Source organism: Acinetobacter sp. 24-47-64 (genome assembly GCF_057737055.1).
Genome location: NZ_CM173215.1, coordinates 984457 through 1005151, shown reverse-complemented (window position 1 = coordinate 1005151; position 20695 = coordinate 984457). Strand labels below are relative to the sequence as shown.

Annotated in this window: 19 protein-coding genes and 1 other RNA gene; 10 read left to right on the top strand and 10 right to left on the bottom strand. The window is 37.3% G+C overall.

What is annotated here, in order from left to right; genetic code table 11:
• The first annotated feature begins 182 nt into the window (after nucleotides 1–182).
• From dnaQ to nudC, 3 genes are all read left to right on the top strand, one after another.
• Complete coding sequence (gene dnaQ / locus AC1M85_RS04820; protein WP_488213649.1) at nucleotides 183–1598, top strand: DNA polymerase III subunit epsilon; 1416 nt, start codon at nucleotides 183–185, stop codon at nucleotides 1596–1598.
• Between the two features lie 119 nt (nucleotides 1599–1717).
• Nucleotides 1718–3358: a chemotaxis protein gene (locus AC1M85_RS04815; protein WP_488213648.1), complete on the top strand. Its 1641-nt coding sequence runs from the start codon at nucleotides 1718–1720 to the stop codon at nucleotides 3356–3358.
• The gene (nudC, locus tag AC1M85_RS04810; protein ID WP_092766807.1) at nucleotides 3358–4116 is read left to right on the top strand and encodes an NAD(+) diphosphatase; all 759 of its coding nucleotides are present in this window, start codon (nucleotides 3358–3360) and stop codon (nucleotides 4114–4116) included. Before AC1M85_RS04815 ends, nudC begins: the two co-directional genes overlap by 1 nt.
• Before the next feature lie 23 nt (nucleotides 4117–4139).
• Here nudC and AC1M85_RS04805 read toward each other — a convergent pair whose 3' ends face one another.
• From AC1M85_RS04805 to AC1M85_RS04790, 4 genes are all read right to left on the bottom strand, one after another.
• A complete protein-coding gene (locus AC1M85_RS04805) occupies nucleotides 4140–5021 on the bottom strand; it encodes an alpha/beta hydrolase (protein ID WP_481593055.1) in 882 nt (293 codons plus the stop codon).
• Nucleotides 5021–5713 carry a BON domain-containing protein gene (locus tag AC1M85_RS04800; RefSeq protein ID WP_035266827.1) on the bottom strand — a complete coding sequence of 231 codons (693 nt, stop codon included), beginning with the start codon at nucleotides 5711–5713 and terminating at the stop codon, nucleotides 5021–5023. Before AC1M85_RS04800 ends, AC1M85_RS04805 begins: the two co-directional genes overlap by 1 nt.
• A gap of 64 nt (nucleotides 5714–5777) precedes the next feature.
• Nucleotides 5778–6194 carry a YraN family protein gene (locus AC1M85_RS04795; RefSeq protein WP_481588941.1) on the bottom strand — a complete coding sequence of 139 codons (417 nt, stop codon included), beginning with the start codon at nucleotides 6192–6194 and terminating at the stop codon, nucleotides 5778–5780.
• Between the two features lie 14 nt (nucleotides 6195–6208).
• Nucleotides 6209–7138: a penicillin-binding protein activator gene (locus AC1M85_RS04790; protein WP_488213647.1), complete on the bottom strand. Its 930-nt coding sequence runs from the start codon at nucleotides 7136–7138 to the stop codon at nucleotides 6209–6211.
• Between the two features lie 11 nt (nucleotides 7139–7149).
• Here AC1M85_RS04790 and rsmI point away from each other — a divergent pair, with 11 nt between their 5' ends.
• Nucleotides 7150–7992, top strand: coding sequence for a 16S rRNA (cytidine(1402)-2'-O)-methyltransferase (gene rsmI, locus AC1M85_RS04785; protein ID WP_481590228.1), 843 nt, complete (start codon nucleotides 7150–7152; stop codon nucleotides 7990–7992).
• A gap of 40 nt (nucleotides 7993–8032) precedes the next feature.
• Here the strand turns inward: rsmI and AC1M85_RS04780 are convergent, their stop codons facing one another.
• From AC1M85_RS04780 to AC1M85_RS04760, 5 genes are all read right to left on the bottom strand, one after another.
• Nucleotides 8033–8281: a hypothetical protein gene (locus AC1M85_RS04780; RefSeq protein WP_035269751.1), complete on the bottom strand. Its 249-nt coding sequence runs from the start codon at nucleotides 8279–8281 to the stop codon at nucleotides 8033–8035.
• Nucleotides 8282–8451: 170 nt separating this feature from the next.
• Nucleotides 8452–9690, bottom strand: a complete 1239-nt coding sequence (locus AC1M85_RS04775; protein WP_488213646.1) for an FAD-dependent monooxygenase — start codon at nucleotides 9688–9690, stop codon at nucleotides 8452–8454.
• The gene (locus AC1M85_RS04770) at nucleotides 9687–10895 is read right to left on the bottom strand and encodes an FAD-dependent monooxygenase (protein WP_488213645.1); all 1209 of its coding nucleotides are present in this window, start codon (nucleotides 10893–10895) and stop codon (nucleotides 9687–9689) included. The genes AC1M85_RS04775 and AC1M85_RS04770 overlap by 4 nt, the downstream gene beginning before the upstream one ends.
• 196 nt (nucleotides 10896–11091) lie before the next feature.
• Complete coding sequence (gene pepP, locus AC1M85_RS04765) at nucleotides 11092–12411, bottom strand: Xaa-Pro aminopeptidase (protein ID WP_488213644.1); 1320 nt, start codon at nucleotides 12409–12411, stop codon at nucleotides 11092–11094.
• A gap of 82 nt (nucleotides 12412–12493) precedes the next feature.
• Nucleotides 12494–13114, bottom strand: coding sequence for a UPF0149 family protein (locus AC1M85_RS04760; protein WP_488213643.1), 621 nt, complete (start codon nucleotides 13112–13114; stop codon nucleotides 12494–12496).
• A gap of 65 nt (nucleotides 13115–13179) precedes the next feature.
• Here AC1M85_RS04760 and AC1M85_RS04755 point away from each other — a divergent pair, with 65 nt between their 5' ends.
• The 4 genes from AC1M85_RS04755 (at nucleotide 13180) to AC1M85_RS04740 (ending at nucleotide 15672) form a co-directional block, all read left to right on the top strand.
• Entirely contained in the window at nucleotides 13180–13731 is a 552-nt protein-coding gene (locus AC1M85_RS04755) for a hypothetical protein (protein WP_035269763.1), read from the top strand.
• Nucleotides 13732–13733: 2 nt separating this feature from the next.
• Nucleotides 13734–14018, top strand: a complete 285-nt coding sequence (locus AC1M85_RS04750; RefSeq protein ID WP_180027932.1) for a cell division protein ZapA — start codon at nucleotides 13734–13736, stop codon at nucleotides 14016–14018.
• A gap of 101 nt (nucleotides 14019–14119) precedes the next feature.
• Nucleotides 14120–14303, top strand: a non-coding RNA gene (ssrS, locus tag AC1M85_RS04745) — 6S RNA.
• A gap of 394 nt (nucleotides 14304–14697) precedes the next feature.
• A complete protein-coding gene (locus AC1M85_RS04740; protein WP_488213642.1) occupies nucleotides 14698–15672 on the top strand; it encodes a hypothetical protein in 975 nt (324 codons plus the stop codon).
• Nucleotides 15673–15925: 253 nt separating this feature from the next.
• Here AC1M85_RS04740 and AC1M85_RS04735 read toward each other — a convergent pair whose 3' ends face one another.
• Nucleotides 15926–17182 carry a putative solute-binding protein gene (locus AC1M85_RS04735; protein ID WP_488213641.1) on the bottom strand — a complete coding sequence of 419 codons (1257 nt, stop codon included), beginning with the start codon at nucleotides 17180–17182 and terminating at the stop codon, nucleotides 15926–15928.
• Between the two features lie 224 nt (nucleotides 17183–17406).
• Between AC1M85_RS04735 and AC1M85_RS04730 the strand changes: the two genes are divergently transcribed.
• Both AC1M85_RS04730 and lon read left to right on the top strand, forming a co-directional pair.
• The gene (locus AC1M85_RS04730; RefSeq protein WP_035269772.1) at nucleotides 17407–18021 is read left to right on the top strand and encodes a 5-formyltetrahydrofolate cyclo-ligase; all 615 of its coding nucleotides are present in this window, start codon (nucleotides 17407–17409) and stop codon (nucleotides 18019–18021) included.
• 116 nt (nucleotides 18022–18137) lie between these two features.
• The gene (gene lon / locus AC1M85_RS04725; RefSeq protein WP_035269773.1) at nucleotides 18138–20564 is read left to right on the top strand and encodes an endopeptidase La; all 2427 of its coding nucleotides are present in this window, start codon (nucleotides 18138–18140) and stop codon (nucleotides 20562–20564) included.
• Nucleotides 20565–20695 lie beyond the last annotated feature (131 nt).

Here is a 20695-nt window from a genome sequence, read left to right as displayed (position 1 = left end):
TATATAAGCCATTTTAGAGGAGCTCGTTGTTCAGGCAAGTCTCTTCTTGATGAGTAATTGCTTATAAATGTTACAAGACATTAAAAAATATCCAGTTATCGCACTGATGTTTCGCATTTACGTATACAATAAAATTTCCGAACTTGATGTTCAACACTTTATTCGATTGATTGGTTCAAACTATGTCTGAAATAACACTTTATGTTGATGGCGCATGTCGTGGTAATCCTGGGCTAGGTGGCTGGGGTGCTTACATCATCACTAAGGATACAGAACATAAAATATGTGGTGGTGAACCAGACACTACCAATAATCGTATGGAGTTAACCGCTGCAATCGAAGGAATCAAATTTTGTCCTGTTGATGCAAAGCTTATCATTTGGACAGACTCAAACTATGTAAAACGCGGTATTACTGAATGGATCAGTGGTTGGAAAAAGAAAAATTGGAAAGACGTAAAAAATCCTGATTTATGGCAAACTTTGGATCAAGTTTGTCAAGGTCGAGACATTGAATGGAACTGGATTAAAGGTCATGCAGGACATCCAGGCAATGAAATGGCAGATCAGTTAGCTAATCAAGGCGCTGACCAAACGGCTGAACAATTTAAAAATTCCCTGCAAGCGAATGATAAAAAACAACAGTCTGAAGATTGGTTGCTCAATGATCCGTTTGGTTTAGATCTCAATGATCAAGATGAAGAAGTTGAAATTGATTTAGCAGAAAATGATGATCAAGCTGAATACAGCACGGATGAAGTCACCTCAAACTCCTCAGATATTATTAAGACAGTTGATGCACAGGACTTAAATTCTGAATCTGTAGATCAAAGCGTTCCTCAGTTAGCTGAAAAATCGCATCCACATATTGTGGTCACACCTGCTCGTTTAAATTTACAGGGACCACGCCAACTGATTTTAGATACGGAAACTACAGGTTTTTATTATCAAGATACAGACCGTATTATCGAGGTAGGTGCGATTGAAATGATCAATCGTAAACTGACAGGAAGTTCAATTCACATTTATATCAATCCCAAAAAAACAGTCGGTGAATCTGAAGCAATTCACGGTATTTCTGATGATTTTTTGAAAGATAAACCTATATTTGAAGAAATCGCTGCTGAACTGTACGAGTACTTAAAAGGTGCAGAAATTATCGCACACAACGCAACTTTCGATATGAACTTCTTAGATATGGAGTTCAAACGTGCTGGCTTTGGTACGCTTTCAGAAGTCTGCGCAGTGACCGATACACTTGCAATGGCAAAAGCGAAACATCCAGGTCAAAAGAACTCATTGGATGCATTAGTGAAACGCTACGAAGTTCCACAGCGTGATCGTACCTTCCACGGCGCCTTACTGGATGCAGAAATTCTGTCAGATGTTTATTTAGCCATGACAGGTGGTCAAGTTTCATTTGATATCGATGCACTCTCAGCGCATGATCATCATTCTGAAACTGGACAAAATCAGTACCAAAAAATTGAGGTAGATTTACCAATCATTTATGCTTCTGATGAGGAATTAGCAGCACACCAAAAATGGATCGAAGATTACCAAGAAAAAAATGGCGAGCCGTGCTTATTTGCTAAATAATCTTCCATCTGCTTGATTCATTTTGTAAAGTACGATCAGTTCGGCTATATTCATTTAGAGCAAAAATTCCCCTTATCTGGGCTCTGAGCAAAATTAATGGCCAACATAGGTTTCGATCGATGTCTTATCAAAGTTCAATTTATTTTGACCCTACAGCATTACTTATTGTTAAAAAAGAAATTGATCAAATCATCGATCAGGTCGAAAATACAGTATCAGAGCTTATCGAGGATCAAACACTTCCTTTTGGGATAGATGACGCATTCATTCGACTTGAGCAATCCAATCAAGTTTTTGCCATGATCGAACTTCCTCATCTCGCACAACTTGCACACTACTGTGCGCAAGTCATGTCAAAGATGATGCAAAATCCAACCGCAAAAAACCTGAAATACGCCGCCGCATTAAGTGATGGCACAACAATGCTAAAACGATATATTGAATTTATTTGCTTACGTGAAGTCGATGTCCCCCAATTTCTCTTAGATACACTTAACCATCTAGAGCGAGTATTGAATATCCCTTGTACAGCATTGGGTAATGGAATTCAGACCACTCAGAAACAATTAACTTTAACACCGCAAGCATCATCGAATCAGATTAATTCATCTGATTATTGGAATACACTATATAAAGATTGTTTAATAAAAATAGTGACGCAAAATGAAACTGAAGACGATTTTGATCGTTTTAAACTCATTGTAGATCATATAGCACTGCTCTCTCTTGAAACACCGAGTCAACAATATTGGCTTCTGATGCAAATCGCATTTAATCAACTTGACCAAATCATTCTCAGTGATGCACGCCTAAAATGGTTGGCTAAAGTTGGCAGTCAGATCCGAGAGTTTTTAAATGCACCCCAGCATTTTCAGGTCGATGAAACTGACTTTGCTAATGCTTTAGCGATTTGTATTAGCCAAGAAAACTACGATTCACAAATGCTTCGTGAGTATTTTCAAATCTCGGACAACATTTTGACTGATGTTCAACTACAAATTTTTAGTCGCCATCTGTTTGGACCTGATCAAAGAACAATCGATACCGTTGCTCACTTGATTACAGAAGAATTGAATCAATTAAGGTTAGATATTGAAAGTCACTATCAAAGTTTTACTGACGATCAAATTTTAGATATTCGCTTAAAGCTCTATCGTATGGCAAATATCTTTTTAGTGATGAATCTTAATGAAGCTTATGCAGAAATGAAACTGCAAGCAGAGCATTTTCATCGAACCTATATTCAACAAAATGCCGATTTTGCTCAACGATTAATGAACAGCATGCTGTCGGCTATGAACTCTATCGGGATTTTGAAGCGAAATTTTGCACCAACTCGCATTCAACTTGATGTGAATAATATGAATATATCACTGGATCGGTTAGATGATGCGCATGAAACGCTGCAAAAAGAAGCTCGAATTCTCTTGCAAGAACTAGGCGATAAACTTTTTCAGAACAATGATGCTCAAGACACAAATGATTTATTAAACATCACAACCAATTTAAGACAATTAAGCGGTGCTGCTCTATTTCTTGATGCTCAAATATTAAGTAATGCGCTAAAAAATAGTGCTGAGGCGGTTGAACACTATTACGATATTCAGAAATCACTCACCCACCAACAACTTCAGCACATTCTAGATGTGCTTGCCAGTCTAGAACTTCATCTTGATGGCTTGAAGTATGATTATCCTATTCATAAATCAGTATCTGAGACTGCACTCATCAGCAGTCAAAAAATTAAAGCGGTTGCCTAATGTCTGAACTCTCTGTTGCTTATATTTTTAAACAACATCAACTTCTCGTCGATGAAAACTTCCAATTACCACGTGTTGAACGTTTAGAGAGTGATCTGATTTTCAAATCTGGTGATCAAGTAATTGCACGAGATCTACATATTGAAGAAGCAATTCCTAAAGGTTATCAACTTGTGCCAATCCGACAGTTGATCACTCAATGGTCTAAGCAACAATTTGAACAAGCGAGTCGAGCAGTTCAATTATTAGAATGGCGTCGTAATCATAAATTTTGCAGTCATTGCGGTACAGAAACAGATGTGCACCGTTCAGAATATGCCATGATCTGCCCAGCATGTAATTATCACCAATACCCTCGTGTTCAACCTTGTGTCATTACGGTAATTACACGAGGTGACAATGAAATTTTGCTCGCGAAAAATGCAAAAAATAAATCCAATATGTATGGTTTGATTGCAGGTTTTGTCGAAGTTGGTGAAACTTTAGAAGAGGCTGTGCAACGCGAAACCATGGAAGAAATTGGTCTAAACGTTAAAAATATTCAATATCTTGCCAGCCAACCTTGGCCATTCCCAAGTAATTTAATGATTGCTTTTCGAGCCGAGTATGATTCAGGTGAAATTGTGCTTCAAGAAGATGAAATTAGTGATGCCCAATTCTTTAAATTTGATGACTTACCAGAAATTCCATTTGCAGGAAGTATTGCGCATGCCATGATTCAACATGTCATTCACAATACTCCTTTCAAATCTGAATAAATCAAATCCGAATCGTTACAGATTTATTTGAAGGACTCTTCTAAAACTTTCAGGATGAGAGATCGAGTTTTGAAGAGTCGATCAAATAATGTGGCAGTTGTTGCCATGATTGATACATGTCCAGTACGAGGCACCCGAATGAGCTGGCTATGATTCTCTACAGCTAACAGTGCTTGATGCATCTCTTCAGAATTATGATCTTTTACCAACGTATCTTGATCTGCTAGAAAAATATAGTGCTGAATATTATTTTTCTCTACAAAATAGTATGGCATCACCGCTTTGAAATTTACTGCTTTATCGAATGCATGTTCAGATAAATGATCACCTAGATAGTTAAAGTGATAGGGTCCAGCCAAACCAATCAACGCTTTAATTCGATCTCGTCCTTCAAAGTCAATGAATGAAGGATGGTAAATCAGTGACATCACATTAAAAGCACCAGCAGAATGTCCGATAAGCGCTATTTGATCTGCACAAATACCATATTTATCAGCACTTTTGATTAAATATTGAATTGAATCTGCAAGGTCAGTTACGTAACGAGGAAAAATATGTTCTGGCGCCAGATGATAGTTTATTACGGCGAGGTTATATCCAGCACGTGTCAAACTTTCTCCAAGAAACTTGTAATCGTCCTTACTTCCTCTACTCCATGCACCACCATGCACGAATATAACTAAAGGTTTATTCGCTGGCGCTTGGCAAACATAAAGATCCAGTCGTTGCCGAGCTTTAAGACCATAAGCAATATTTCTTTTTACAGAATAGCCTTTATTTGAGGTCAATTGATTTAATGCCAAACCACCCAAATTATATGGGCGAAAAGCATTCAGTTTTTGATTCAATTCGGTCAGTTTTAACTGAACTGATTTCGGAAAAAATTGCGCAATCTTATTCGACATTATTGGTAACTGACACCAGCGTCAGGATCAATTGCAACGGGTGTTTCAACATAAGGTTGAGTACTCACCGCTGAAGGGTTCATAAGTGATGATGATTGAACACCTGCGCCTACTTGAGCAGATTCCACGTTATCAATCAAAGTAACAATTTTCGTGACATTCCCTACTCGTTGTAAAACTTCAATGAGATCTTGCTCTTCAGCTGTATTTAAGCGTCCCATCACATATAACACGCCATCTTCAGTATGAACCAAGACTTTACTGTCTGAAACAACTGGCGCACGCATAATTAAGCCACGTGTATTCGCTGTCGCAGTCGCATCTTGCATGATGGTAGAGTAACCAATTTGAGGACCAACTGTGATGTAATTATGAATAGATTTCACATCACTCATCGCTCGAACGTTATCTTCTGCTAACTGTTTCAAATGCGCATCAGGCACTTGACCTGTTAACAAGACATTACTGTGAAAGCTATTCACATTGACTCGAGATTGTTTAAAACGAGCATCCAATTTGTATAAATTGATCTTTGCTGTACGTTCAATTGAAGAGTCAATAAATACCTGACCTAAAGAACGAGCTCCACTCACCACCCCAACTGGTTCTGCGCCAGTTCCACCTGAAATAAAACTTGCACAGCCTGAAAGACTAGCAACACACGCCATCGAAATTACAATACGCTTCAACACTCAATCCGTCTCCTCGTGAAACTTGAATTTTTTCTATTGTTGGAAATGGCTTAGCTCATTCGGTTCATAGATTAATCAAGTCTGCATTTATTGTAAATGCATTTTCAATCCACTCGAGATCATAATCTATATCAGAAATTTCATGCTGTAACGGTTTTGCAATTTTTTTATGAAAATCAAAACAAAACACATCAAAACGATAATAAAACTCTGTATAGCTTGGAAATTTTTGAAGAAATGACATTGCTGTTTTCGCAATTTTAATTTGCTTGCTCGATGATATTGATTCTAGGGCTGAAGCATAGGTTGTTTTTGATCTGGCTTTGACCTCAACAAATATAAGCTCAAGATCACGTTGAGCAATCAGGTCTATCTCACCATAACGAGAATGAAAATTTCGAGCCAGCACAATATAACCCTGTGAGATCAAGACTTTTTCAGTTTGGTCTTCAGCCCATATACCTAATTGTTGAGAACTCATCCATTTAAGTCCTCTTAAATATTTTTTAATCTAAACCATGTTTTCTCGAAGCACGCAGGTTTTCTTTCGATCCGATGCTCTTTAAAACTCAAGTGCCCAGTCTGACCTTGAATTGATATTTGATCAGGATTCTTCGTTTTCAACATCAAATCCGCCAAACGCCAAACATCTTGACCGAAGGCATTGAGACGTTGGAATGCAGCAGTATTTTCTGTTGTTTGATTAGGTTTTTTTAAAAATTGAACCATGACTGGAACATCACAGAATTTAGTTCCCTTCGGAATATCCATATTATGATCAATAGCAAAAGCCTGAACATACAAATGTTTTGAAGGCTTATTCTTCAATGAGTTGATCCACGCCATACTGCCTAAAAGCAACACACCTTCATTTGACTTTATATCAGGCAATTGTTGGACTAGAGAAAATTTACCATGAAAATTTTTAAACACGGCATTTACAAAGCTTAAGCTCTCAGACTCAGTACCAGACTCACGCAAGATATAGAGATGCTGAACTCGATCACTTTCAATCTGTTTAATTAAAACTTGAGCATCATCAGTTTTCGATAAACTAAACTGCCACACTTTCACATGTTTTGAAGGAACTTCATTCAGTGCTAAAACAGGAATTTTAAGCGGTTCTTTCATTATTGCTTCGACATCCTGTCTGGTTAATGGACCAATAATAAGTTTGGTGTTTTGACTGACTTGCGTCTTTAGGATCTCTTTTAATCGTTTTTGATCCGAATTGACATATTTGATTGGCATTTCACTTTTAGACTTTTGATAAGCCTCATCAATACCATTTTTAATACTATTACTTGCTCGCGCCATAGGGCCTGAATCAGGTAAAATAACCAATACTTCCGCTTGGGCTTGGAAAATCATTCCACATAAGCCAATACCAATGAATTCTTTTTTTATTCTTAATAGATCCAACATGGAGAAACCTTATGAGTGCTCAGTTATTTGTTGTAGCGACGCCAATTGGGCACTTAGATGACATGACTTATCGAGCAATTGATGTTTTAAAGTCTGTCTCTCTTATCGCGGCAGAAGACACACGTCAGTCCGCTCTTTTAATGAAACACTATAATATCTCAACTCCGCTTACAGCGTGCCATGATCACAATGAAAGTAACAAAATTGATATAATTATCGATAAGTTAAAAAATGGTGAAAATGTTGCACTCGTCAGTGATGCAGGTACACCATTGATTAGTGATCCTGGTTTTAAATTGGTTCGTGCAGCTCAGGAGCATGGTATTCGTGTCGTTCCTGTTCCAGGTGCATGTGCAGCTATTGCAGCATTAAGCGCTGTAGGTCTACCCAGTGATCACTTTAGTTTTGAAGGATTTCTATCTTCGAAACAATCACAACGTCTTATTCAATTAAATAAACTGAAAGACAACACGCATACCATGATCATCTATGAGGCACCACATCGAATCCTAGACTCTGTAACGGATATGGTCTCTGTGTTCGGGGCTGACCGTGAAGTCGGGTTTGCACGTGAAATTACCAAAACCTTCGAAACAATCAAAAAAATGACCCTTGGAGATTTACAATCATTTATTGCAAATGATCATCACCAGCAAAAAGGTGAAATTGTACTGGTCATTGCTGGAGCAGCCACTGAAAAAGACATGCAGCAAGAAGAATTAGACAAATTACTCAATCGTTTATTGCAAGATTTATCTGTAAAAGCAGCATCTCAACTTGCAGCTGATCTCATCGGAATCAAAAAGAAAGTCGCATATCAACGCGCGCTAGAGCTCAGTGGTGCGAATGATTAAGCAAAATAAAAAAAGCACCATATTGATGGTGCTTTTTTTATTAATCTTTTATTGATTCATCAGGTGGAACTTCAGTAATACGACCACCACGTGCTAGAAAAGCAGCAACTTCATCTTCCAGTGCCTGACGTTGTTTGAGTTTAGCTGTCACTGTTAATGTTTCAGCTTCAGCGACATCGGCATCAGATACAGTAACGTCACTTACGGCCGCACCTTTTTCTGCTGCTTGTGATTCATTTTCGTCTACAACACTGTCTTCGTTGTCATCAAAATCATTTGCGTCTGTCATTTCAAACTCCCCATCAATGTTTTCACGCACCTGATTGGAACGTGCTTTGATTTTTAGAGAAATGTATCAAGCTCTTTATCATTCGCATAGTATCTAAAGCACCTCATTTGTATATTTTTTAATCATATTGGTAAAAAAATATATATTGATGATTCTTTTTAGATCAGATTTCAATTCACTTGATATCTTGTATTACTGAGCTGACTCAAACCATTCGCTTGCGACATAAACGCCGATTTTAACGCACTGATATTTTCAACTTGTTTCAAACCAAAGTTTCTCGCCCAAACAATAGGAAAAACAGGAGCAGATTCCATCCACCCAATCATAGACATACTATGCATCATGGCATCGTTTTGAAATTTACGGCGATGCTCATATTTCAATAAAGTTTGCTCATGAGCCCAAACGCCACGTGCGTAGTCCGAAAGTAGCGCATCGCATAGAATTGCTGCATCAAGACAACCAATATTCACCCCCTGACCAGCAAGTGGATGAATAACATGGGCTGCATCACCAATTAGCGCTAAGCCATCTTTAATATAACGTTGAGCAGCTCGTGCTTTCAGTGGGAATTTTGCTCGAGGCGTTGCGGCTAATACTTTGCCCAACATATGATGACTCTCTCGTGTCAGTAATTGTACAAAATCTTCATCTGAGAGTGACGAAAATTCGTCTGCATAATCATCTGGTAAAGTCCATACAATGGATTGCCAATGACCATATTCTTGATCTTCTAAACTTGCCATTGGGAGAAAAGCCAGTGGCCCTGTTTCTAAGAAGATTTGTCTCGCAACATGTTGATGCGCTTGTTCCGTCTTGATCGCACAGCTAATACCAGCCTGATGATAATCCAAAACATCCAAATCAATCATGGCTTGTTCACGTACGAATGAGTTTGCACCATCCGCACCAATTAAAAGTTTCGTTTTCAATTGAGTTTGATCAGCGAGATGAAGAATCCAACAACCATTTCCTTGCTCAATACGTTTCACTTGAATCTGAGTACGGTAATCATCAATCTGGTCGATCATCATGCTCTGAATCGCAAGGTTCAAGATACTTGGTTCGACCATTGAACCTAATATTTGTGCTTGATCAGGTTTAGAATGCGCTGATGTTCCAAAATTGATTTCACCAAAGCCATTTTTGTTCCACACCTGCATTCCCGTGTAGGGTTGTTGACGAGCTAACTTACCCCATACATCAACATGATTAAGCAAATGAATAGTGGCTTGACTCAATGCAAGTACACGAGGATTCAATGATTTTAAGGTCTTCTCGTGATCCAATATCGGTGCTGCATCAAGTACAGTCGCTTGAACTCCACCTTTAGCCAACAATAAAGCCGTTAATCCACCAACTAAACCACCACCCACAATCACGACATCTAAAATAGCATCATTCATGCTTTTAACCCCATTGCATAATTGGCAACGAGTGGCTTAATACCTGGAATATTTTCAAAGCACATTAGACCTGTATTTCGCACAAATTTTAGAATTGGATTTTGATTACTAAAGCCTCGCACCACAGAATCACAAAACTTAATCACACGTTGCTGATCTTTGAGTCGAGATTTTTCATACTCTTTCAATACAGCAGCTTCACCTAAATCGGCATTTTTGATGACTTGTTGTTTTAAATATCGGGTCAATACATATGCATCACGCATACACAAATTAAAACCCTGACCTGCGACTGGATGAATGGTATGAGCAGCATTACCCATAAGTACAACACGTCCTACTGCTTGTTTTTCAGCCAATACTTGAGATAAAGGAAAACTAAATCTACGACCAGTTTTCTCAAATTTACCAGCTCGGTCGCCATAGGTTTTTTGAAGAGCATCTAAAAAATGCTGATCATTTTCATCACCTAACCACTCTCCCTCAGTACCTTTAGGCACTGGCCAAACAACAGAGCGATGGTATTCACCAGGTAAAGGCAACAATGCTAAAGGACCAAGTGGGCTGAAACGTTCAAAACCGACATGGGAGTGAGGTTTCGATGTCTGCACTGTAGTGACAATCGCCACTTGATCATAATCATGCACTGATGCACCAACACCGAGTGCTTTTCGACAGAAAGAATCACGTCCATCTGCTGCTATGACTAATTTGGATTTAAACTGCAAATGTTCATTCGCTTTTAATGCTTCGAGATAAGCTAAATTCTCATCCTGTTTAAGCGACGTCACTTGAACACCATCAATTAACTCAATGAGTGGATTTTTTTTGACTTCGGATAACAATACTCGTCCAAGCCATGCATTCTCAATCACTTGGCCAAAGCTTTCTACTTTCTCTTGAGCCGCGATTAAACGTGCCTTACCGAAGCTTCCTTCTTCTGTGATATTTACTTCTAAAATAGGCGTTGCATATTGTTGCAGTGAATACCAAATTCCCAATTCTTGATAAATTTGCACGCTTCGACGTGACAGCGCACTATTACGGGCATCAAAACTTGAATGATATGGTGCAAGGTTAGCATCATCATAGTTAGGATAGCTGATCGCCTCTAACAATTTCACTGCAATGTTAGTTTTAGCCAGCATAAGAGCAAGGCTTAATCCGACCATTCCACCACCGACAATGATGACTTCTTGTTGCATGTTTTGATCCTTATAAAAGCAAGCAATAGCTGCATACACATAAACTCTTAATCAAATTCATCTTACAATAAAGTTTTTACTTTTTATAATGAATTAGCGTTATTGAAGATGAAGCCATAATTCATTTTTCAGTATTAAATATGGCATTTAAAAAAAAGCCGATGTTTCCATCGACTTTTGAGATTTGTGAAAATGGTTAACTCGCCATCAAGGCTTCGATATCTTCAATGGTTTTCACTACTTTAGCAGTCAGGTTTCTCGGTCCATCTTGCGTGACAACAATATCATCTTCAATACGAATACCAATCCCTCTCCATTTTGGATCGACAGTTTCATCATCAGGAGCAATATATAATCCTGGCTCAATGGTCACCACCATACCTTCTTGATATGTTCGCCATTGTCCATCGACTTTATATGCCCCTACGTCATGAACATCCATGCCTAACCAGTGACCAGTTCCATGCATATAAAATTGACGATAGGCTTCTGTCTCAATGATTTCATCGAGATCACCCTGCATGATTCCAAGATTAAGCAAGCCTTGCACTAAAATACGAACAGCAACGTAGTGTGGCTCTTTGTAAGAGTTACCAATTCTAACCGCATCTATTGCAGCGATTTGAGCATCAAGCACTATATTATAAAGCGCCTTTTGTTCAGGATTAAATTTACCATTTACAGGAAATGTTCGAGTGATATCTGATGCGTAAAACTCATACTCACAAGCTGCATCTATTAAAACTAAATCGCCGTCATTAAGTTGTTTGTTATTTTCAACATAGTGCAATATACAAGCATTTTTACCACCACCCACAATACTGTTATACGATGGTACACAACCATTTTTACCAAAAATATAATTCAGCTCCGCTTCTAAAGCATATTCCATCATTCCTGGTCGTACAGATTTCATCGCTTGCGTATGTGCTTGAGCAGAAATCTCAGATGCGATTTGCATTAACTCTATTTCTTTTGGCTCTTTGTGTAGACGCATCTCATCTAAAATTGCATCTAACTGAATCAATTGTGTCGGTGCAGCGGTACCACGTCGGCTTTCACCACTTGCTTCTGCAATCCATTTTGTAATTTTTGCATCAAAACTGGCTTGTTGACCAATTCTATAAAATAATCTTTCTTTTCCTTGAAGCTTTGCGATGATTTCTTCGTCTAGTAGATCAATCGCATAAGCTTCATCCGCATCATAATCATCGACTGCACCATCAATCCCTGCACGGTAACCTGTCCAGATTTCCATCTCTCGATTGCGTTCACGACAAAATAAACTGTAGGTATAACCTTCTTCTTCAGTATCAAATGTTTCAATTACAGCAACTGCTTCAGGCTCTGCAAATCCTGTTAGATAAAAAAAGCTACTATCAGCGCGATATTTATAATCAGCATCACGATTTCTAAACATTTCTTCACGTGTTGCAATAATTGCAATGCTTCTTAGGCCTATTTCAGCGGCTAATTGATCACGTCGTTTTTGAAAATCTGATTGAGTAAGTTTCATATCTTTTCTGCAGCTTAGGCTATTTAATTTAAGAAAATACAGTACTACTTATATGTTAAGTAGTACTCTTGATTAAATGTAATCAACTTGGTCGATGAGGTGTAAACATCTCAACGACACTTTGCTCATTTTTTTTTGAAATTGTTGGTTTTACATGTTTCAGTAATGAGCTTTCTTCAACAGTAATTTTGGTTCGTCCAACAGATAAACTTACTGGAATTAATCGAACAAATTCATAAAGTTCTTGATAGCTAATTTCACCTTCTTCATCATTATCAGAATCTTCAAACTCGACTGCTGCAATATCTTGCAAGTGTTCAATCAACTCAGCTTCATCAGCACGAATATGCCCAGACGCTAATCCAAACCCCAATACCACTCCTGCACACCAATCTGCTAAAGCTTGAACACGCTCAGACAATACATGTTCATCATCAGGCAAAATGGGTAAATAATCTAATTCATCTTCTGATAAAGCATGCGAAACATCTTCAGATTCCTCAGCCAGTAAATTAAGCGCCGTAGGTTCTAATTGAGGCACATTCAATGTAGACAAAATTTGTATCCACTCCTCATGAGATGGCGGTTCAGTTACACAAACAATACCTGTAAGTAGACCATGTAACTCACTAGGACTAGTAATTTCCTCAATTGAACCGAATTGTTGGTTCCAATCTGTCCAACCTGAAATATCGTCTTGCATTCGCTTTTCCAATCTCTATACTTCTGTATATATTACCTTTGATTGCGAAACTACGCGACCTCGTTATGTTAGAACAATTACAGCGTTTACAAACGCATTTAGGCACGCTTAAACATCGTTTGTCCGAAACCGAACAAATGAATAGTTCTCTTGAAGCTAAGCAGAAAGAACTTCAGGAAACTCATCAAACTCAAACTGCTCAAAAAAATAGCGTCATCACTCAAAAGCAAGAACAGATTGAAAGTCTAAATGACAAATACAATCAATTGGATGGTATTTATAAAACTTTAAATCAAGATGCTACTGCTTTAGCAGAACGTTATAGTCGTTTAGAAAAGAGTTGTACTGATTTAAAAAATAGATTTCAGGAAATCTTGGCTGAAAGGAATGAGTTGAGAGTAATCAAAGAAAAAATGTTGGCTGAACAACGTCAAGCTCAAAAAGAAATTGATGAATTGAAGGCTGAAAATCAACGTTTAATCAAAAAAAATGAACTCGCTAAAACTAAGGTTGAGCAAATCATTCAACGATTGGCCATTTTAGGTACTGATCAAGATCATCATGCCCAAGAAATCCAACAATTAGAAAATCCGGCTGAACAAAATGAGGAAGCATAATTATGTCTGAAGTCGTTACAGTCGAGTTAAGACTAATTGAACAAACATTTAGACTTTCAACCACTCAAGATCGGAAAGATGATTTACAACGTGCTGGTGATTTGCTGAATGAGAAATTTCAAGAATTTCGTAGAAAAGCACCTAACGTAGAACACAATAAGCTCGTTATCATGGTGGCTTTAGAGCTTATGCAAGAAGTTTTAACAATGAACAAATCCTTACAAGAATATTCTCATTGTGAACGCTTACTTGCAACAATCTTGGAAGACGTTGAAAAAACTGTATAAATTTGATCTAAGTTTGCACAGTCAGTTTTACTGAGTGAATTATCACGCAAATAATGGGTACACCAAGGTTTGCCAATCTCACTCATTTCGTTATACTTAATTTAACTCTGGGATGTTCGCCAGCGGGTCTATTCCCCTGCCGATACTTAAACTTATGGATTGTGTTCTGTATATTTAGAGCGTATGCCCACCTCGAGTGGGAAACCCAGCAAGTATACGTCGCGTCCACCTTGAACTCGTCGGGTTCAGGGTAACGACACATGCAGCGGCATCTCCGGAGTCTTTATTTTATTTTTTCTTATTTTTGAATAAACATCCTTGTGCTTTATCCCAAATTAATAATCAATATTAATAATTTTTGATTTTTATCACATTATCATCACCATAAACAAATTATTACACACTTTTCTAAAATAAATATATTTAATCCTCAATATTATTTAATTATTTAAACCTATTGCTTTATATATATTTAACAATATAAAAAAATTGACATATTATTTGTAAATTTGGTTAATAATGACCTAGTAACTTTTCTAAAATTTAAATTATTATTCCCCATAATAGAAATTACACAAAAAGTATTTCATTTTAATGTCTTCTTATTGTTTAAAGACTTCATATTATTAGTCAAACATTATAAACAATGAGAATAGATTTATATTTAAAGGAAGAGAATATGTCTAAATTAGCAAAATTGGCTGGGGTTGCGAGTATTGCTGCATTACTAAGTGCATGTGGTGGTGGAAGTGACTCGAAGCTTGACACGCCAAATGATAATTATATTAAACCAGGCGATGTGAGCTCTACATTTATACCTTTTAAAGATAAAGATTTTTTAACAAAACTTAAAGAAACGCTTGGTTTTTCAGAATCTTTAAATGTCATGGATGATCGATTTAATCAAGCATTAGGACACATGATTGGCGAAACATTGGGTGATGGACCCATTACTCGTACAGGTAGAGTAATTGAATTAACAGATCAAGGAACAAGTGCATTTACAATTTTTAGAAATTTAATTTGTACTGAGCTAACTAAAAGTGGAACTACTCAAATAATCAAGCTAAAAAGTGGTAATGATTCTTGTGCTACTAGTTTCGGCAAGGAAGTCGTAACATTTAAAGGAGGATCTATTTCGCTTACTGAAACATTAAGCTCAACCACAGTAGAGTTTAATAATGCGCTTTATACACCGTGGACTGATACATCTAAACTATATTTAGTCACTGGTAAAATTGTAAAAGATACAGTTGGTTCTAATGGCGCAATTTATTCTGTAAAAGATCCTTTAAAATTCCAGATTTTAGATAAAAACAACCCTAGCACTACATTGGAATATATGGGGCTACAAGATTATGAATACCGTTTCTTTGATGATCAATTACAAAGTGTGTCAAGTAAAGGTACAATCGTTGGCCAACCTAAAGATGCTAATTTTTCATATGCATTCAACTTCAGTGTAACTCAACCCTTCGAAAAAGAGTGGTGGAGAATTTACCCGAAAGCAGGCGGTAAGTTAGAAATTATTGATGAGTACAATCAAAAGATTGTCGTTGAACAAACTAAAGATTATTCATCATCCGCATCAGTTCGCTTTAATTCAGGCGTGCCAGCTAATGTGTCTTGGAGCGATATCGTTAAAAAGAAATAGGCATAAAGCCCCCATCTGGGGGCTTTTTTAACCATTTAATTTCATGTGTTGCGCGTTCTCTGACATTCTAAGCTGCTCATAATGCACTGGATCATATGCGCATGCACTTATCAACAAAGTATAAGTAACCACTGCGATAAAAATTTTCATCTCACATTTACTCATGAACCAAGATGTGAGTAATTTAAAGCATGGCTAAAAACAAATAAAACCGATTAAAATTATAAAAACCATCTATTTTATAGATTATTAGTTACTCATCTTGAAGCGCACACTCATAATTCTTAGGATCATCACTACATCGTATCTTTTTAAGGATAGACATCATTTCAGGATGATAATGCCCTTCTTTTGTCATCTGAATTCTAGCTTCGCGCATAATTTTCAAATATCCAGGTTTCTCAGCATCTCTTATATTCATCCAAAATTTAGTATCAATTTTAGATTCAGTTTGATCAATAAATTTATAAGCTGGTGTTAATTGCTTGGAAATAATCTCCCTTGCTATGGGCCCCATTCCAGCAGGAAATTTATTTCGATGCATAATCAATGTACCCGTCACTTGAACCAGTGGAAAACGAATAATTGCGCCTCGTACCTCGCCCTTGTTTGTCATTCCACGATAGAGTTCCAAAGGTTCAAATAAGATTGCAGGTGCTGCGATAATATCAACTTCCTTATTGTTGAATTTTCCGCCTACAGAAGTTAAATCCACTGAAACTGGTTGAGCACCAACATTTTGGACTAATTTTTTTTGGGTTGCGTCAAAACTCATTACAGCAACTTTTTTCCCAGCTGCTTTAGATAAAGTATCAATTTTACGATCATTTACCATAATATAAGCAGCACCTAAAGGCACAATACCGACAACCTCATAATCCTTATTGACCATTTTCGAGTCAAATTCAGGTCTTGCTAACAGCTGAATCACTTTAGTCAGTTGTTTATAGTTTTGAACTGCACCTATTGCATCAATACTTCCAACAAAAGAGTTGAATTGCTTAGCACGTAAATTACTTATTCCAGCACCATCACAACGTTTACTTCTAAAGTCTTCAGTTAAAACCCGTTCATCTGTATAGACTTTTAAATTAACTTCAGTGGATGTTTTTTGCTTTAATTTTGGATAATTCAAATCTATCTGCATTTGTAGCTTAGCCGTACGATTGACAGTCATTTGCACGCCGAAATCTTGAGCAACTTTAGCAATTCGTGGTAATTCACTCATATAGCTCGTCGCCTGCTCAAATGCTTCACCATGAGCACCGCTCGGTGAATACACACATAAGGTGACTTGTTTCGGAATCTGTTGCCAAACTTTTGGATCATTCAGTAGTTTTTTTATTTTATTCACAGAATGGCTGGACAATGATAAATCCAACTTAGAGTTAGTTTGAGCATTTACATGATTTGTGATTAGACCAGAAAGACTAATTACTGTCGTGAGCATAACCATACGATAAGCATGCTTGCTCTTTTTAAATAGAATACCGTATTTTTTATTTTTCATTATCGTTCCCTTTTCTATTTTTTATGATCAGAACTTAACTGATCCGATAGAGTTCAGCTTATCGGCTTCAATTTACAATTAAATTGACCCTAATCTTTTATTTGTTACACCTAGAGTAAATGAAAAATATACTATCGAAAATATTCAAATCAGGTTGATTAAACCTGAGTAAAAATCGATAAACTACTTACCTTACACATGCACTTAGATTGGTATAGTTTGAAATGCAGTTGCAAACACAACTTTTAAGAAAAACTCTACGCTCTCGTAGAAGACAACTCTCAATTTTTACGCAACGACGTTCTGCTTTTCAGGTTTTGTCAAAAATCCAATCTCACTCTAAATTTAAATCTGCACAAAAAATTGGGATTTATTTAGATGCATTCGGTGAAGTTCAAACACATATCCTAATCATGCATTGCTTTTCGAAGCATAAAGTCGTTTATCTCCCAAAAGTCTCCAGACTTGATTCAACTTTGAAATGGGTTCCAATTTCAAAGCATCAATATCTAAATAAACGTTTTACTAAACATAAATTAGGCATGTATGAGCCTATGCATAGATTGGGGCAAAATGTAAAACAACTTGATGTACTGTTGATGCCCCTTGTTGCGTGTGATCATCATGGAACACGTATGGGTATGGGAGGTGGCTTTTATGATAGAACATTAAAGCATGCGAGCAATCACCCCTATCGCATCGGTTTAGCGCATGACTTTCAATTAATTTTAGATCCTTTAAATCGCCAGCCTTGGGATCAGCCATTAGATGAGTTAATCACCCCTAAAAAACGATTAAAATTCAAACGGAGAATGTTAATTAACCCTAAATCCAACTGAATTTATCAAGATTAGTAGAAATAAATCGAATTTTATCGATTTTCACCCTTGTATTTTTTAAATTACACATCACTATAAAAATATGGCAACACCGTTGTCACTCATTAGGAGTGCTCATGACTGATATTATTATGAATGAAGAAAACTTAGAACTTCAGACCCCTAGCGTGTTACCGCTATTAGCTTTGCGTGATGTTGTGGTTTATCCACACATGCAAATTGCGCTTTTTGTCGGCCGTGAAAAATCGATTAAAGCAGTTGATGTAGCTCGTAACAGTGACAATTTAGTTTTTGTAGTAGCTCAACAAGATTCTCTTACAGAAGAAATTGATCACGACAATTTATATCAATACGGTACTGTCGCGAAGATTGTGCAAGTCGTAAATCATGAGAACGATGAAAACTGCATTAAGGTTTTAATCGAGGGTATTTATCGCTCTAAATTGATTAATATTTACGATCAAAACGATTATTTAGAAGCTGAGCACAGCCTTAGCCCAATGACGATCCGTATGGAATCGGCAACTCAACAAACTCGCCTCGAAGAATTACGTGGTCTTTTCAGCCAATACGCTGAAGCAAAACTACGTAATGCGCGTGAGTTAATTAATGCTGCAAATAAAATCGATGATTTATTGCAACTCATGTTCTTCGTCGCAACACGCGTGCCGTTAAATATCGAAGTGAAACAAAAATTCCTCGAACACGATGAATTTGAAGCTCATTTACAAGAGTTAATGACTTATTTGCTTCAACAGTCTGAAGAACAACAGATTGAGCAAAATTTACATGACAATGTAAAACGTCAAATGGAAAAGAATCAGCGCGAATATTTTCTAAATGAAAAAATGAAAGTTATTCAGCGTGAACTTTCTGACATGAATGGCGGTGCTGAAGATGATATCGCAGAGATTGAAAAACGTTTAGCTGAAGCTGATCTTCCTGAGCATGTTCGTAAAAAAGCAGAAGGTGAATTCCGTAAGCTCAAAGCAATGCAGCCTGCATCGAGTGAAGCAGCCGTAGTTCGTAATTACATCGAAACTATTTTAGATACACCATGGAATAAGGCGAGCAAAGTAAGTATCAATCTTGCTAAAGCTCAAGATATTCTTGATGCTGATCATTATGGTTTGGATGAAGTTAAAGAACGTATCGTTGAATATCTTGCTGTTCAGTCACGTGTAAAAAAACTACGTGGACCAGTATTGTGTCTCGTAGGTCCTCCTGGTGTAGGTAAAACCTCATTAGGTGAGTCTGTAGCTAAAGCAACAGGTCGCGAATTCGTTCGAATGGCACTTGGTGGTGTTCGTGATGAGGCTGAGATTCGTGGACATCGCAGAACTTATATTGGTGCGATGCCAGGTAAGATTGTGCAATCACTTTCTAAAGTCGGTGTAAAAAACCCTTTATTCCTACTCGATGAAATTGACAAAATGGCTCAAGATCATCGTGGTGATCCTGCATCTGCCTTGTTAGAAGTGCTTGATCCTTCACAGAATCACAAATTCAACGATCACTATCTCGATCTTGATCTTGATTTATCTGAAGTCATGTTTATTTGTACTGCAAACAGTATGAATATACCTGAAGCTTTGTTAGATCGTATGGAGGTCATTCGCCTTCCTGGTTATACAGAGGAAGAGAAAATCAATATTGCTGAGCGTTACTTAGTACCTAAAGCAATCAAGAATAATGGCTTACGTGCTAAGGAATTAAGTGTACACGAAGAAGCAATTCGAGATATCGTACAACGCTATACACGTGAAGCTGGTGTTCGAAGTTTAGAGCGTGAAGTCTCTAAAATCGCACGTAAAGTGGTTAAAGAAGCGGTTAGTAAAAAAGCGAAAAATCTTCAAATTGAAGTTAATTCGGCAAATCTACCTGACTACTTAGGGCCGCATAAATTCGATTTTGGTATGGCTGAAGAAGAAGCTCAAGTCGGTCGTGTTAATGGTCTAGCTTGGACTTCAGTTGGTGGTGAACTACTGACAATTGAAGTTGCAGCAATGAAAGGTAAAGGCAAATTTGTAACCACTGGTTCTTTAGGTGATGTTATGAAGGAGTCTATTACTGCAGCGATGACCGTAGTGCGTACACGAGCTGATGCTTTGGGTATCGATTCTACTCGCTTTGAAGAAACCGATATTCACGTGCACTTACCTGAAGGCGCTACGCCTAAAGATGGTCCTTCAGCTGGTCTTGCTTTGACGACAGCATTAGTTTCAGCGTTTACTGGCATTGCGATTCGACCTGATATTGCAATGACTGGTGAAACTAGCTTGAGTGGCCGTGCAATGCGTATTGGTGGTTTAAAGGAAAAATTACTGGCTGCACATCGTGGCGGTGTAAAAATGGTCTTTATTCCACAGGAAAATGCACGTGATTTAGTCGAAATTCCTGATAATGTGAAAGAAGGTTTAGATATCAAAGTTGTAAAATCAATTGATGAAATTTTACCACTAGCATTAACCTCTATGCCTAAACCATTAGTAAAAACACCCATTGTGAAAGCAGTTGACGAATCAAAATCTGCACGACACTAATCGGTCTTTTAACTGAAGAAAGAGAGCTTAGGCTCTCTTTTTTTATAAGATATCAATGGATGCAAATTTAACAACTCATTATGTTTTAACTTTTGATTTTATAAATTCATCACTTTGAAATGTATAATATC

What these genes read in the sequence shown, in the direction of transcription:
- dnaQ (WP_488213649.1), top strand. Translation starts at nt 183, where the DNA reads ATGTCTGAAATAACACTTTATGTTGATGGCGCATGTCGTGGTAATCCT.
- AC1M85_RS04815 (WP_488213648.1), top strand. Translation starts at nt 1,718, where the DNA reads ATGTCTTATCAAAGTTCAATTTATTTTGACCCTACAGCATTACTTATT.
- nudC (WP_092766807.1), top strand. Translation starts at nt 3,358, where the DNA reads ATGTCTGAACTCTCTGTTGCTTATATTTTTAAACAACATCAACTTCTC.
- AC1M85_RS04805 (WP_481593055.1), bottom strand. Translation starts at nt 5,021, where the DNA reads ATGTCGAATAAGATTGCGCAATTTTTTCCGAAATCAGTTCAGTTAAAA.
- AC1M85_RS04795 (WP_481588941.1), bottom strand. Translation starts at nt 6,194, where the DNA reads ATGAGTTCTCAACAATTAGGTATATGGGCTGAAGACCAAACTGAAAAA.
- AC1M85_RS04790 (WP_488213647.1), bottom strand. Translation starts at nt 7,138, where the DNA reads ATGTTGGATCTATTAAGAATAAAAAAAGAATTCATTGGTATTGGCTTA.
- rsmI (WP_481590228.1), top strand. Translation starts at nt 7,150, where the DNA reads ATGAGTGCTCAGTTATTTGTTGTAGCGACGCCAATTGGGCACTTAGAT.
- AC1M85_RS04780 (WP_035269751.1), bottom strand. Translation starts at nt 8,281, where the DNA reads ATGACAGACGCAAATGATTTTGATGACAACGAAGACAGTGTTGTAGAC.
- AC1M85_RS04775 (WP_488213646.1), bottom strand. Translation starts at nt 9,690, where the DNA reads ATGAATGATGCTATTTTAGATGTCGTGATTGTGGGTGGTGGTTTAGTT.
- AC1M85_RS04770 (WP_488213645.1), bottom strand. Translation starts at nt 10,895, where the DNA reads ATGCAACAAGAAGTCATCATTGTCGGTGGTGGAATGGTCGGATTAAGC.
- pepP (WP_488213644.1), bottom strand. Translation starts at nt 12,411, where the DNA reads ATGAAACTTACTCAATCAGATTTTCAAAAACGACGTGATCAATTAGCC.
- AC1M85_RS04760 (WP_488213643.1), bottom strand. Translation starts at nt 13,114, where the DNA reads ATGCAAGACGATATTTCAGGTTGGACAGATTGGAACCAACAATTCGGT.
- AC1M85_RS04755 (WP_035269763.1), top strand. Translation starts at nt 13,180, where the DNA reads ATGTTAGAACAATTACAGCGTTTACAAACGCATTTAGGCACGCTTAAA.
- AC1M85_RS04750 (WP_180027932.1), top strand. Translation starts at nt 13,734, where the DNA reads ATGTCTGAAGTCGTTACAGTCGAGTTAAGACTAATTGAACAAACATTT.
- AC1M85_RS04740 (WP_488213642.1), top strand. Translation starts at nt 14,698, where the DNA reads ATGTCTAAATTAGCAAAATTGGCTGGGGTTGCGAGTATTGCTGCATTA.
- AC1M85_RS04735 (WP_488213641.1), bottom strand. Translation starts at nt 17,182, where the DNA reads ATGAAAAATAAAAAATACGGTATTCTATTTAAAAAGAGCAAGCATGCT.
- AC1M85_RS04730 (WP_035269772.1), top strand. Translation starts at nt 17,407, where the DNA reads ATGCAGTTGCAAACACAACTTTTAAGAAAAACTCTACGCTCTCGTAGA.
- lon (WP_035269773.1), top strand. Translation starts at nt 18,138, where the DNA reads ATGACTGATATTATTATGAATGAAGAAAACTTAGAACTTCAGACCCCT.